The sequence below is a fragment of the Leifsonia sp. PARNA 1/14 genome, assembly GCF_055720965.1.
In genome coordinates, this window is sequence record NZ_JBVQSP010000001.1 from 848,640 (window position 1) to 861,611 (window position 12,972).

The 12,972-nt window shown below is 68.3% G+C and carries 11 protein-coding genes and 4 tRNA genes; 7 read left to right on the top strand and 8 right to left on the bottom strand.

Features of this window, described 5'->3' with window-relative positions:
* Positions 1–15 precede the first annotated feature (15 nt).
* Positions 16–1,191, bottom strand: coding sequence for a MalY/PatB family protein (locus AC0HS0_RS04225; protein ID WP_472961866.1), 1,176 nt, complete (start codon positions 1,189–1,191; stop codon positions 16–18).
* Positions 1,192–1,285: 94 nt separating this feature from the next.
* A tRNA-Val gene (locus AC0HS0_RS04230) sits at positions 1,286–1,358 on the bottom strand.
* A 187-nt stretch (positions 1,359–1,545) separates the two neighbouring features.
* Here AC0HS0_RS04230 and AC0HS0_RS04235 point away from each other — a divergent pair.
* From AC0HS0_RS04235 to AC0HS0_RS04245, 3 genes are all read left to right on the top strand, one after another.
* Positions 1,546–1,618, top strand: a tRNA-Gly gene (locus AC0HS0_RS04235).
* 69 nt (positions 1,619–1,687) lie between these two features.
* Positions 1,688–1,758: transfer RNA gene (locus AC0HS0_RS04240), tRNA-Cys, on the top strand.
* A gap of 22 nt (positions 1,759–1,780) precedes the next feature.
* Positions 1,781–1,855, top strand: a tRNA-Val gene (locus AC0HS0_RS04245).
* A gap of 403 nt (positions 1,856–2,258) precedes the next feature.
* Here the strand turns inward: AC0HS0_RS04245 and AC0HS0_RS04250 are convergent.
* The 5 genes from AC0HS0_RS04250 to AC0HS0_RS04270 form a co-directional block, all read right to left on the bottom strand.
* Positions 2,259–3,542, bottom strand: a complete 1,284-nt coding sequence (locus tag AC0HS0_RS04250) for a Fic family protein (RefSeq protein ID WP_472961867.1) — start codon at positions 3,540–3,542, stop codon at positions 2,259–2,261.
* 127 nt (positions 3,543–3,669) lie between these two features.
* Entirely contained in the window at positions 3,670–3,924 is a 255-nt protein-coding gene (locus AC0HS0_RS04255) for a Smr/MutS family protein (RefSeq protein ID WP_431348654.1), read from the bottom strand.
* Between the two features lie 4 nt (positions 3,925–3,928).
* Entirely contained in the window at positions 3,929–4,783 is an 855-nt protein-coding gene (locus AC0HS0_RS04260) for a DUF6999 family protein (RefSeq protein ID WP_472961868.1), read from the bottom strand.
* A gap of 16 nt (positions 4,784–4,799) precedes the next feature.
* A complete protein-coding gene (locus AC0HS0_RS04265) occupies positions 4,800–5,474 on the bottom strand; it encodes an iron-containing redox enzyme family protein (RefSeq protein WP_472961869.1) in 675 nt (224 codons plus the stop codon).
* 2 nt (positions 5,475–5,476) lie between these two features.
* Positions 5,477–6,607 (bottom strand): 3-oxoacyl-[acyl-carrier-protein] synthase III C-terminal domain-containing protein, encoded by a 1,131-nt coding sequence (locus AC0HS0_RS04270; RefSeq protein WP_472961871.1) that lies wholly within the window; start codon positions 6,605–6,607, stop codon positions 5,477–5,479.
* A 264-nt stretch (positions 6,608–6,871) separates the two neighbouring features.
* On the opposite strand from AC0HS0_RS04270, the gene AC0HS0_RS04275 reads away from it, so the two are divergent.
* The 4 genes from AC0HS0_RS04275 (at position 6,872) to AC0HS0_RS04290 (ending at position 11,970) form a co-directional block, all read left to right on the top strand.
* Positions 6,872–7,627: a glycosyltransferase gene (locus tag AC0HS0_RS04275; protein ID WP_472961872.1), complete on the top strand. Its 756-nt coding sequence runs from the start codon at positions 6,872–6,874 to the stop codon at positions 7,625–7,627.
* Positions 7,624–9,363, top strand: a complete 1,740-nt coding sequence (locus AC0HS0_RS04280) for a DUF6798 domain-containing protein (protein ID WP_472961874.1) — start codon at positions 7,624–7,626, stop codon at positions 9,361–9,363. Before AC0HS0_RS04275 ends, AC0HS0_RS04280 begins: the two co-directional genes overlap by 4 nt.
* 64 nt (positions 9,364–9,427) lie before the next feature.
* Positions 9,428–11,392, top strand: coding sequence for a threonine--tRNA ligase (gene thrS, locus AC0HS0_RS04285; RefSeq protein ID WP_472961875.1), 1,965 nt, complete (start codon positions 9,428–9,430; stop codon positions 11,390–11,392).
* A complete protein-coding gene (locus AC0HS0_RS04290) occupies positions 11,380–11,970 on the top strand; it encodes an HIT family protein (RefSeq protein WP_472961876.1) in 591 nt (196 codons plus the stop codon). Before thrS ends, AC0HS0_RS04290 begins: the two co-directional genes overlap by 13 nt.
* A 13-nt stretch (positions 11,971–11,983) precedes the next feature.
* Here the strand turns inward: AC0HS0_RS04290 and pdxY are convergent, their stop codons facing one another.
* Positions 11,984–12,835 (bottom strand): pyridoxal kinase PdxY, encoded by an 852-nt coding sequence (pdxY, locus tag AC0HS0_RS04295; protein WP_472961877.1) that lies wholly within the window; start codon positions 12,833–12,835, stop codon positions 11,984–11,986.
* Positions 12,836–12,972 lie beyond the last annotated feature (137 nt).

The window sequence follows — 12,972 nt, forward strand, 5'->3', positions numbered from 1 at the left end:
TCGGTTCGCGCGGCGTCAGCCGGCCAGGGCGGGGGACTGGACGGCTGCGATGGTGCGGGCGATGCGCTGCACGGCCTCCACGACGGTGCTCGGGTCGCATGCGAGGTTGATGCGCGCGAAGCCGCGGCCCTGCTCGCCGAACGCGAGCCCCGAGTTGAGCGCCACCCGGCCGACATCGATGAGCGTGCGGGCCGGATCGTCGCCGAGCCCGGCGGCGCGGAAGTCGAGCCAAGCGAGGTACCCGGCGTCCGGGCGCACCACCAGCACGTCCGGCGCGTGCAGGGCGAGTTCGGCCTCCAGGAGGCGCACATTCGCTACGAGCTGGTCGAGCAGCCCGTCGCGCCAGCGCAGACAGGAGAGGGCCGCGACGTTCGCGTGGAGGCCGAGGATGCTCGTGCGGGCGGCGAGCTCCTCCGGCAGACGTTCGAGGAGGTCGGCGGACGCGGGCTCGGCGGCGACGATGACCGCGCACTTGAGGCCTGCGAGATTCCAGGCCTTGCTGGCGGAGGTCACGGTGACCGAGCGCGCTCCCGCGGCGCGGGCGACGGGCGCGAAGGGGGTGAAGCGCGCGCCGGGGTGGGCGAGCGGGGCGTGCACCTCGTCGCTGACGACGAACACCCCGTACCGGGCGGCGAGACGCGCGAGCGCCTCCAGCGTGCGGCGGCTGTGACATCGACCCGTCGGATTCTGCGGGTTGCAGAGCAGCATCGCGTCGACGCCTGCGGCGAACGCGGCCTCCAAGCCGTCGAGATCGAGCGCCCAGCCGGCGTCCTCGCGCAGGGGGACCGTGACGGCGACGGCGTCGGCCTCGTCGATCATCTCGAAGAACGGCGGGTACACCGGAGGCGTGAGCACGACGCGGCCTCCTGACTCCGGCAGCACGAGCCGCAGCGTCTCCACGACGCCCACGGTCACGTCGGTGGCCAGGTGCACCCACTCCGGGTCGACGCCCCACGCCCAGGAGCTCCAGGCGAAGTCGGCGAACGCGGGCGCGAGCGGGCCGGCGGAGTCGAGGTAGCCGGTGTCGGAGTTGCGGAGGGTGTCGGCGACCCGATCGAGGATGGCCGGCTCCACATCGAAGTCCATCTCGGCGACGAACACGGGCAGCACGTCGGCCGGATACCGGCGCCACTTGATGCTCGACCTGGACGCGAAGAGCTGCTCCAGGGGGCGTGCCGGCGTGAAGCTCATTGAGAAAGGGTGCCGTACGGCGGGCGGAGGCGCGAGCGCCGGTGTCACGGAACGTAAAAAGGGCCCCCGATGCTCGAGGGCCCTTTCGTGGCGGTGGGCGATACCAGACTCGAACTGATGACCTCTTCCGTGTGAAGGAAGCGCGCTACCAACTGCGCCAATCGCCCGTTGCTGCTGCCGGATGGTTCCGGCTGCGAGACTCGATACTAGCCGACCCCGCGCCCCGAATGCACATCGAGGCCACGCACCGGGCGTTGCGCGGCGCGACACACCCGGCCGGCGTGCCCGGTTTGGTCATCGGCGCGGGGATCGGCTAAAGTCATTCAAGTGCCGCGGGAGACCGGGGCGCGAAATGCGGATGTAGCGCAGTTGGTAGCGCATCACCTTGCCAAGGTGAGGGTCGCGAGTTCGAGTCTCGTCATCCGCTCGAGTCGGCCTGGTTTCCTCGGATTCCAGGCCTCTCGAATACGGTACGGTTCTTCCGTGTTGTGGCTTCGGTGGATTGGCCGAGAGGCGAGGCAGCGGCCTGCAAAGCCGTATACACGGGTTCGAATCCCGTATCCACCTCGATCCTGAGTGATTCAGGCTCGGGCGATTGGCGCAGCGGTAGCGCGCTTCCCTGACACGGAAGAGGTCACTGGTTCGATCCCAGTATCGCCCACCAACAGAAACCCCGGTTCAGCCGGGGTTTTCTTGTTCCCCGGCCCCTCCTGAGCCGTCGGCGTGCCAGCTACGTGCCACACGCGGCGAGGTAGACGCTGCCTTGCGCTGCACGACCGCCTCGGACGTTTCGACCCCGATCGGCTGAGTGCGGCCCCGTACTCGGCGATGGCCAGCAGCTGTTCCTGGATCTGCCGGCGGGACTCTACGGTGTCCGTCCCGAGAAGCACACCCTCACGCAGACCCGTGGCAACGGTGGCGGGTCTGCGTGAGGGCTACTACGTGTTCGAGGACGGTATGTGGCTCTGGCCGCTTCAACGATGATCGCCGCACTCACCGACGCGAGCTGAGGCATGCGGATCGACCGGCGGTAGCGTCTCCAGCTCAGGTGTAGACCGCGTCCCCGCCTACAGCTCCGGAAATCGGCGCCGGCGCTCCGCGACGGGCGGCGCCGCAGGGCCGAGGCGGGGTCTCCGATTCCGGGTGTCCTCACCGCCGACACGGTTGCTGCGCTCGGTGAGCGCCACGAGCGCGAGATGCCGATCGGCGCTCCAGCAGATCGTACGACCCTTCTGATCCTTCGTCCGGCCGAGGATGCCGGCCTCGTGCAGCTCTGTGAGCGCACGGTGAGCCGCCTGCGGTGAGGCCTCCAGCCGCTCGCTCGAACTCTCGGCGGTGACAATCGGGTCAGTGGCGAGCGTCTCCAGGATTCGCAGCGAGACGGCGTCGCGACGGGGCGCGGAGGGGCTCCGTCCCTGTGCGCGGCGGAACTCGACCAGCTGCTCGTACAACTCGACGTCGAGCGTGGCGATGTCGTCGGCGAGCTTCACTGCGGTGCCGGCGGCTCGCTCCGTGGCCTGAGCGAACCCGATCACCCAGTCATCCAGTGCCGGCGGCTCGGTCCGGAAGCCGGTGAGGCCTGCGATGTATGCATCGGTGCTGCCGGCGAACACCGTGCTGATGGGGATCAGCGTGTTGCGCACGGCGTCCGCGCGACGCAGCACTGTGTGGATGAGGGCCCGGCCGGTGCGGCCGTTGCCGTCGATGAACGGGTGGATGGTCTCGAACTGGGCATGGGCGATCGCTGCGCGCACGAGCGCGTTGCCGGAGGTCTCGGTCAGGAAGCCCGCGAGGTCGTCTACCAAGCGCTGCACCTCGGCCTCCGGTAGCGGCACGAACGCAGCGCGGAGCGGGGAGTAACCCGGGCCCCCGACCCAGTTCTGCTCGGTGCGGAGACCGCGGTCGAGGTGCGGCTCGATGACGTGCTGCAACTCGACGATGTCCTCCGCAGTGATGGGCCTGCTGCGGTCGGCCAGCTCAGCGATCGCCTGCTCGGTGGCGCGGACGTTGGCGACGACGTCGAGTGCCTGTCGCGGACCGTGGTGGAGCAGCTCGGCGATGGCGAGACGCTTGGGGGTGACGCGGTTACCCTCGATCCACGAGGAGGAGATCGACTCCAACCGGATGAGCAGGTGATTCAGGTAGCCACCCTTGGCCGCGAGGCGCTCGTCGGCGCGCGCGAGAACGACGAGCGCGTCCTCGGCTGCGGCTGTGGCTTCTGCGCCGATACGGGGAAGCGTGGTGCCGAGCTCGTCGGGAACATACGCACGGTAGTGACCCGCGGCGCGGTCCTTGCGGCTGAGCCCGGCGGTGTCTTCCGGGAGCCAGGTCCGCTCGATGAACGTGGCCATGCGTAGCCTCCTCTCGACGTGAACTATTTCTACTTTAAGCGATCTAAGCGAGAAATAGGTGAGCTTCGTGGCAGTCGCAGTCGAGGTTGTCCGGCGGCGCCCCGCACGTCGCTGAACCCCGGCATCGCTACTTCCACCGGAAGTGCACGAACACCCGGCCGAAGTTCTTCGAGTCCTTCTCGACACGGTGGTACTGCGCCTTGATCTCCGGCTGGTCGAGGAAGCGGAGCACCCGCTTCTTCAGTGCGCCCGATCCCTTGCCCGGGATGATCTCGACCAGCGGAGCCTTCTTCGCGACGGCGTCGGCGATCACTGCCCGAAGCGCGCGATCGATGTCGCCGCCCCGGTTGTAGATGTCGTGCAGGTCGAGCGTCAGCTTCATCTGGTCATCCTGCACCCGGAACATGGCTGCGACCGACCGGACCTTCATCGACGTCCGCGGACGCGGCCAGCGCCACCAGGCGGGCGTGCGCGTACTCGCAGATGAGCGCATGCGTGTACACGGCGTGCGGCACGTCGACGTTCGAGTCGACCCGGAGGCTCAGGGTTCCGGACTTCCAGCGCCGGAATCCGTCATCGCCACTGACGGTCGCCAGCACGTCGAGCAGCGAGTCGTCGAATCTGATCGAGTGGATGGCGCGTCGGTATTCGTCGCGGGTGAGTGCCATCGAGAACGGGATGTTCATGAAGCAGAGCGCGGTCTGGATGTCGAGTCGCAGGGCTCGGAGCCGACCTCGCTCCGGATCCAGCGGCGGGATGTCCAGCTGCTCGAAGTCGATCGGTTCCGCCCGGGAGAGGGGCGCGCCGTCGAGCGCGATGAAGACGTCGTAGACGTTGATGTCGTGCTCGACGACCGCGTGCTCGCCCAATCCGGCGAGCGTCACCGGTCGGAGTGTGACGGGCTCCATGGCCGCGGGGCTGTTACGGATCAGGAAGTTGAGGAGGTTCGTCTCGACGACGAAGTGCCGGATCAGCAGCTCGACGGCATCGGGGGAGACGAACCGCCGGAGGAACCAGATGCAGAGCGTGTCCATCGTCTCGAGCGACATCCACCGCATCGGCACGAAGCGTTTTGCGATCGAGACGAGCGCGACGATCACTCGGCTGAAGATGCGCGCGAGAGGGTAGAGCCATTGCCGGGAGGGCCGCTGCTGATCCTCGAGGATCATCCGCACGAGGGCGCGGTCGAGGGGGACCGACGGATCGGCCGCGATCGCCTCCCACAGGCTGGGGTCGGACAACGCGCGCCGCGTCATGTCACCGGTCCAGTTCTTCGAGCTGCAGCGCGTAGAGGCGTGCGACGACCTGAGCGCAGCGGACCACTTCGTCAGCCGCCTCCTCGTCGACCAGGGGCGATGTCAGGATCGCATCCAGGGCTCCGGTGTGCTCGGCGTCGGCCTCCTGGTGATACCGCATGAAGTGCACCTGGTTGTCAGCGAGACCGAGCACCTCCTGAAAGCGTGCGGCCCATTGGGCGGCCCGCTGCGCGCCGAGCCCTTCGATGATGAACATCGCTCCGAGCAGCCCGATGGGATTCGGGCGGCTCGCGTAGGTGAACATGTACCCGGAGAGCGCCTCCGAGCCGATGTTCTTGCGGCCACGCCGGAGGTCGTCCAGAGACCCGCCGACCGCGACGTAGTCGCGCTCGAGCATGAGGTGGTCCCGGTGCTCCTCCTCGGCATGACGGATGGCGGCGGAGCGCAGCTCGAAGTGCCCGGCATCGAAGTTGGACGCTGCGCGCGAGATCCAGGGCGTCCCGTCGACGACCTGCTGGCGGAGGTTGAAGAGCAGCCGGGTGTAGTCGTCGATCGTCACCGTGCCCGCAGCGAGCCGCTGCAGAACGGGTACGCGCTCCAGGTGCTCTTCGAGCTCGGCCCAGACCGCCGAAAGGCGTGTGGCCAGGGAATCGTCGATGGTCGTCTCGGTTGTCACGTTCAGATGTCCTTACGGGTGGTCGGCCCCACGACGGTGAGGTGAGCGAAGGCGAAGGAGAATCGCCCGGATTCCGGGACGGCGAGAAGCACGGTGTCGCCCACGGCGAACCGGCCGGTGCGCCACGCCTCCTCGAGCGCGATGAAGATGCTCGCGGAACCCGTGTTGCCGCACGTCTCCAGGTTGGAGAACCAGCGATCAGCGCTCAGCGTCGGCACGCGCCGGCGTATCGAGTCGAGCGCGAGATCCCTGAACGCATTGGTGCTGTAGTGGCAGATCACATGGTCGAGGTGGCGGACGTCCACGAGGCCGGTGTCCACCAGCTCTTCGAACTGCCGGATCCCCTCCTCGGCGAGGTCGTCCAGCATGCTGATGTCCTGCCGGAGGACGAACATCCCGGACGCCTCGGCGTCGGCGATGCTCAGGTCCTGCCAGGTGCTGCCCGGCTCGGCCTCGGTGCCGCGCATCCCAGCGGTCATGCAGGCGGGATGCCGGTGGGCCAGTGACACCTGGCGCACCCAGTCGAGCCTGAGCGAGGGCTTGTTCGGATGCGGTTGGAACTCGAGGACGACGGCTCCGGCACCGTCGGAGAGCATCCAGCGGAGGAAGTGCGAGTCCAGAGTCTCGCGCCGTCCGTCGTAGCGGCTCTGACGCAGGCTGCGGCTCGCGAGCTCCGACCCCACCACGGCGGCACGCGGGTGATCTCCCAGGCGGATCTTCGCGGCTGCGGCGTCGAGTGCAGCGAGGCTCGAGGTGCAGACGCCCGAGACTGACAGTGTCTGCATCGGGCCGCCACCCAGCCGCCCGTGGACCATGGACGCGAATCCGGGGACGAGGACGTCTCCCATCGTCGTGGCGCACGCCAGCATCCTGATGTCGGAGGCCGTGATGCCACGATCGTCCAATGCTGCCGTCAGGGCCTTGGCGGCGAGGTCCTCGTTGAGCTCCGTCGGCTCACCGACCGCGCTGAGCGCGTAGTGCCGTTGCCGGATGCCGTTCGCCGCGAGGACCCTGCGACGGATGCGGTCCGTCACCGGGTCGTCGCCACCCAGGCGCGACGCGATGTCGTCGTTCTCGACAGGTGCGCCGGGAAGATAGCGGCCGAAGCCCGTCAGATATGCGGCAGCAGGCAATCACGTCCCCCGATCGTGTTTGTGTTCCGGGGTCACCCTATCCGGCCCCGCGTGGACGGCGCGCGAGCGTGATCGCATTCCATCTGCGTCGAGAGCGCCCCAATGAAGGGGGCAACGAGCTGCCCGGGGTCAGCGGGCCATCGGTATCGCGGGTCGGGCGCCGTCTTCGAGGGGATCAGACGTTCGGTATGCTCTCTCAGGCTGCGGTCCGGAATCGGCTCCGGCATGTACGAGGCGGCCAGCACGAACGAGGAGCCCCTAGCCTTGCACGACCACGCGCGAGACCATCGGATCGATCTGTCGGTCGTCGTCCCCCTGCACAACAGCGCGATGGTACTCGCCCGGACCGTCGAGCGCTGGCTGGACTACCTCACCGAGGGCCACCACGAGATCATCCTCGTCGAGAACGGCTCGACGGACATCACGTGGGCGCTCGCACAGGAGGTCGCCCGCGACAACCCCCACGTCACCTTCCACCTCGCGCGATCGGCGAAGGGGATGGGGAACGCTCTGCGACGCGGCATCGAGCTGACCCGCGGCCGGCACGTCCTCCTCACCGCCGACGATCTCCCGTTCGATTTCACGGACATCGAGCAGGCGCGGGCGATAGACCCCCGTCCACGGATCATCGTCGGCTCCAAGGCCCACCCGGAGTCCGAGGTGAGCCGCGACGTTCACCGCAAGCTGTACACCTACGGCTACCGCCTCTTCCGGCGTGCCGTGCTGGGGTCCAAGGTCGGCGATTCGCAGGGCACCATCATCGCCGACGGCGACTGGTTGCGGCAGGTCGTCGAGCATGTGGACGAGCCGGGATTCCTCTTCACCACGCAACTCATCTTCATCGCCGAGCTCCAGGGAGTCTCCATTTCCGAAGTACCCGTCGTCCTGTCGTCGGACCACAGCCCCAAGCCCTCCACCGTCCGCGTGTCGGACGTCTGGGACATGGGGGTCGGCCTGCTGCGACTCCGGAAAGGCCGGACTCGGGTGAACTCGCGTATGACGGCCGAGGTCGTCGAGTGAGGGCCCGCGCATGGGTCGCCACCCTCTGGCGGTGGGCTCGGGGCACGCTGGGCATCGCGGTCGCGATGGCCGCGCTGCTGGGCACGCTGGAGGTCTGGGGCAACTCGAGCGGCGGCTACTACGCCGGCCTCGGTGACCATGTCGTGCTCGCCCCCGAAGGGCTGAGCTGGGCCATTCCCGGCGCGTTCGCCAACGACTGGTTCATGGCGGCGGCTCCGCAGCCGCACTGGTTCTTCGACATCGTCACCTACCTCGGGCAGCTCTCGGGCCACCTCTCGTCCGCCTACGCGGCGTTCTGGGCCGTCGGGCTGCTCGCGTTCGGCGGCGCCACGGCCATCCTCGCGGTCCGGATCGGCGGCCGCGCCGCGTGGCCGCTCGCGATCGGCTTCACGATGCTGATCTCGCAGACGCCGTGGCTGATCGGCGGCACGGGCTCGCTCGTGATCCCGGTTGCTCTGCCGGCCGTGACGAGCGCGAGCCTGGTCTACCTCACCATCGCCGCGCTGCTCACGGAACGCAGATGGCTTGCGGCCGTCACCGCCGTGATCGTCGCCATCGTGCACGTTCAGCAGGGCGCGAACATCGTGATCGTGCTCGCCGCTTTCACCCTGATGGACGCGATCCGCAGAAAGCGGATCGATTGGCGTCTGGTCGGCGCGATCGTCGTGTCGCTGGCCTTCGTCGTGTTCGGCCTCGTGCTCCGGCCGGTGGCCTCCAACCTGAGCGACTTCGTCCAGATCTGCGATCAGGTCATCCCGTACCACTGCGCCGCCCACCTGTGGGGGGCCCCGGACATCATCGCGACCTGGGGACTGATCGTCCTCACGGGCCTGTCCGCCTTCCTGCTGCCGCGCCGGACGCGTCTCGCGTGGCTGGTGACGATCGGGCTCGCGACGCTGGGCTTCGCGCTCGGCTTCGCCGCCGACTCGCTCAGCATCCCGGTCTTGGGCCAGCTCACTCAGGGAGTGAACGTCTACCGGCTGGGCACTGTGCTGCTGCCGTTCGCTATCTGGGGGATCATGCTGCCGGTGGTGCGGCCGTTCCTCGACCGGTGGAGCGTGGTGCGGCTCGTGGTCTGGGCGCTCTCCTTCTGGGCTCTGCTGCAGAGCGCCAACTGGATCGTGAAGGGTGTGACCAACCCGCTGTTCATCGTGGCGATCGCCGTCATCGTGGCGTCGGGACTCATCGCAGTGCGCTACCGCAAGCGGGTGAGCCGTGCGTTCGTCGTGGGCCTGACCGCGTTCCTCCTCGGTCTCCTGTTCGTCTTCGTCGCGGCCGGGTCGGGCAATCTGACCATCAAGTCCCCGAACTTCCGCTTCGTCCCCGACCAGTCGCTCGTCGCGTGGGGCGCCGAGGTGCGCACCGTCGTCCCGAAGGGGAGCATCATCGTGGCGTCCCCGCGCACGACCTGGGTGAAGCTCGTCACGCAGCGTGCGGTGATCGCCGACTGCAAGGACGTGCCGTACGGCGGTGAGCCGTGGCGTGAATGGAAGCGGCGCCTCGGCACGCTCGGCGGGTTCGAGCAATGCGTGGCCCCCGGTCCGCTCCTGTACAACGTGCTGTCCGCCGACGACCTGATCCGGGCGGCCGACGAATTCCACTCCGACTTCATCAGCATCGACCCCGCGCTCCCGGAGACGGCGGACGGTCTGGAGGCTCGCGGCTGGAAGCGCGTCGTCGTCCCGGTGGGAGCGGCCGGCACGGTCATCTTCGAGCGGGGGTCGGGTTCGTCCTGACCCCGGGCTCGCTCCCACTAGAGTTGATCCATCCCCATTGGAATACGACTCTAGGAGTGGACAGGTGGCCGACGGCTTCGAGCTCTTCACCGACCGTTCCGTTGTCGCGATGCGCGTCAACGGTGAGCTGAAGGATCTCTCGACGACCGTCACGACCACCGACACCGTCGAACCGGTCACGATCGACTCACCGGACGGGCTCAACATCCTGCGCCACTCCACCGCGCACGTGCTCGCGCAGGCCGTGCAGGCCGTGAACCCGGAGGCGAAGCTCGGCATCGGGCCGCCCATCACCGACGGCTTCTACTACGACTTCGACGTCACCGAGCCGTTCACGCCGGAGGACCTCAAGGCGCTCGACAAAGAGATGTCGCGCATCGTCCGTGCCGGCCAGCGCTTCGTGCGCCGGGTCGTCACCGACGATGAGGCGCGCGCCGAGCTCGCGGGCGAGCCGTACAAGCTCGAGCTCATCGGGCTCAAGGGCGGAGCGGCCGAGGGCGGCGACGAGTCCGTGGAGGTCGGCTCGGGCGAGCTGACCATCTACGACAACGTCGACCCCAAGAGCGGTGAGACCGTCTGGAAAGATCTCTGCCGCGGCCCGCACCTCCCGAACACGCGCATGATCGGCAACGGCTGGGCGCTCACGCGAGTCGCCGCGGCCTATTGGCGCGGCTCTGAGAAGAACCCGCAGCTGCAGCGCGTCTACGGCACGGCCTGGCCGAGCAAGGACGAGCTGCGCGCGTACCAGACACGCATGGAGGAGGCCGCCAAGCGCGACCACCGCAAGCTCGGTGCAGAGCTCGACCTGTTCAGCTTCCCGGAGGAGATCGGCTCGGGTCTCGCGGTCTTCCACCCCAAGGGTGGGATCATCCGCAAAGAGATCGAGGACTACATGCGCGATCGGCTGATCGCGAACGGCTACGAGGTCGTGAACACCCCGCACATCACCAAGGCGCATCTCTTCGAGACCAGCCAGCACCTCAACTGGTACAAAGACGGGATGTTCCCGCCCATGCACCTCGACGAGGAACGCGACGCCGACGGCAACGTCACCCGGCAGGGGCAGGACTACTACCTCAAGCCGATGAACTGCCCGATGCACAACCTGATCTTCCGCGCGCGCGGGCGCAGCTACCGCGAGCTGCCGCTGCGGCTCGCGGAATTCGGCACGGTGTACCGCTACGAGAAGTCGGGAACGCTCTCCGGCCTCACCCGCGTGCGCGGCCTCACCCAGGACGACGCGCACATCTACGTGACCGACGACCAGATCAAGGACGAGGTCGCGCGCCAGCTCGAGTTCGTTCTCGAGACGCTGCGCGGCTACGGCCTCCACGACTTCTACCTCGAGCTCTCCACGAAAGACCCGGAGAAGTACGTCGGCAGCGACGAGAGCTGGGAGACGGCGACCGAGACCCTCCGCGAGGTCGCGATCGAGTCGGGCCTCGAGCTCGTCGACGACCCGGCCGGAGCCGCGTTCTACGGCCCGAAGATCTCGGTGCAGGCACGCGACGCGATCGGTCGCACCTGGCAGCTCTCCACGGTGCAGCTCGACTTCAACCAGCCCGAGCTGTTCGAGCTGGAGTACAACGCGGCCGACGGCACCCGCAAGCAGCCGGCGATGATCCACCGCGCCCTGCTCGGTTCGATCGAACGGTTCTTCGCGATCCTGCTGGAGCACTACGCGGGCGCCTTCCCGGTCTGGCTGTCGCCGGTCCAGGTGGTCGGGATCCCGGTCGCCGACGCCTACGGGCCGTTCCTCGACGACGTCATCGCGCGGCTGAAGGCCCGCGGTGTGCGCGCGGAGGTCGACCACTCCGACGACCGCATGCAGAAGAAGATCCGCACCCACACCAAGGCCAAGGTGCCGTTCCAGCTCATCGTCGGCGAGGAGGACGCAAGCGCCGGAACAGTCAGCTTCCGCTTCCGCGACGGCACGCAGCTCAATGGCGTGACGGTCGACGAGGCGATCGACCGGATCGTCGCGAGCATCGGCAGCCACGAGCTGGTCGACACCGCATGGCAGAGCTGAGCGGCACCGTAGGCGGCGACGCGGACGGGATCGATGGTCCCGTCCGCGTCGACGACCCGTCGTACCTGGTGGGCGTCCCGGATGAGTTCCAGCGGCTCTGGACGCCGCACCGGATGGTCTACATCCAGCAGGCCGATCCGGGCCACGAGGGCTGCCCGTTCTGCGTGGCGCCGACCCTCAGCGACGAGGACGCCCTCATCGTCGCCCGCGGCGAGCACGCGTATGCGCTGCTGAACCTGTTCCCGTACAACAGCGGCCACCTGCTGGTCTGCCCATACCGGCACATCGCCCTCTACGACGAGGCGACGCCCGAGGAGGTCGCCGAGATCGGCAGTCTGACGCAGACGGCGATGCGCGTCATCCGCGAGGTCTCGAGGAACGACGGCTTCAACATCGGGATGAATCAGGGTGCGGTGGCCGGCGCCGGGATCGCGGCGCACCTCCACCAGCACATCGTGCCGCGCTGGGCGCAGGACGCGAACTTCTTCCCGATCATCGCCCGCACGAAGGCGCTTCCGCAGCTCCTCGGCGAGGTGCGCGCCGCACTCGCGGACGCCTGGCCGAAGAACGGCGAGTAGCCACGGCGGGCGCTCAGCGCACCTGCGTGACGGTGAACTGCTCGCGCGGGTTCGCGTAGAACTCCTGCGATTCGACCAGCTGCAGCTCGCGCTCTCCCGACTGCAGCGTGCGGTCGAGGAGGTCGTACACGCTCGACACCGTCTTGCTCAGCGCGCTCGCGGCGTCGCGGGAGGCCACGTAGTGGGCGGTGAACAGGGCGGCGGTGACATCGCCCGAGCCGTTCGCCTTCAGCGGCAGGCGAGGCGTCTGCACGATCCACCCGCCCGCGTCATCGACCGCGAGCATCTCGATGGTGTCCTCCGGCTGGTCCGGGCGCTCGACGCTCGTGACGAGGACGGTGCGCGGGCCCAGTGCCCGTGCGGCGTCCACGGACGCGAGGGTGGACTCCAGGTCGGCGGGCTCGGTGCCGGTGAGGTAGCCGAGCTCGAACTGGTTCGGTGTGATGATGTCGGCCACCGGCACGACGCGGTCGCGCAGGAGGTCGGGGATCGCCGGGGCGACGAAGCAGCCGGACTTCGCGTTGCCCATGACGGGGTCGCAGGCGTAGAGCGCGGCCGGGTTGGCGGCCTTCACGCGGGCGACGGCGTCGACGATGACGTCGCCGATGCCTTCGCCGCCCTGGTACCCGGAGAGCACGGCGTCGATCTGCCCGAGCACGCCGCGCTCCTCGATGCCGGTGATCACGGCACGGACGTCGTCCGGTGCGATGAGGGGACCCCGCCAGGCGCCGTAGCCGGTGTGGTTGGAGAAGTTCACGGTGTTGACCGGCAGGACCTCGACACCGATGCGCTGGAGCGGGAAGACGGCGGCCGAGTTGCCGACATGACCATAGGCGACAGCGGACTGGATCGAGAGGATCTTCATCTCTCGATCCTCTCATCCCTCGGGCCGTGCCCTCGTTCGTTCAGGAGAGCTGCCCCGCGAGGTCCGCGAGGTCGTCGAGCAATCGGTCGGTCTCCTCCGCCGTGAGGTCGTGAACAGTCAGGCGCAGCCGGTGGGAG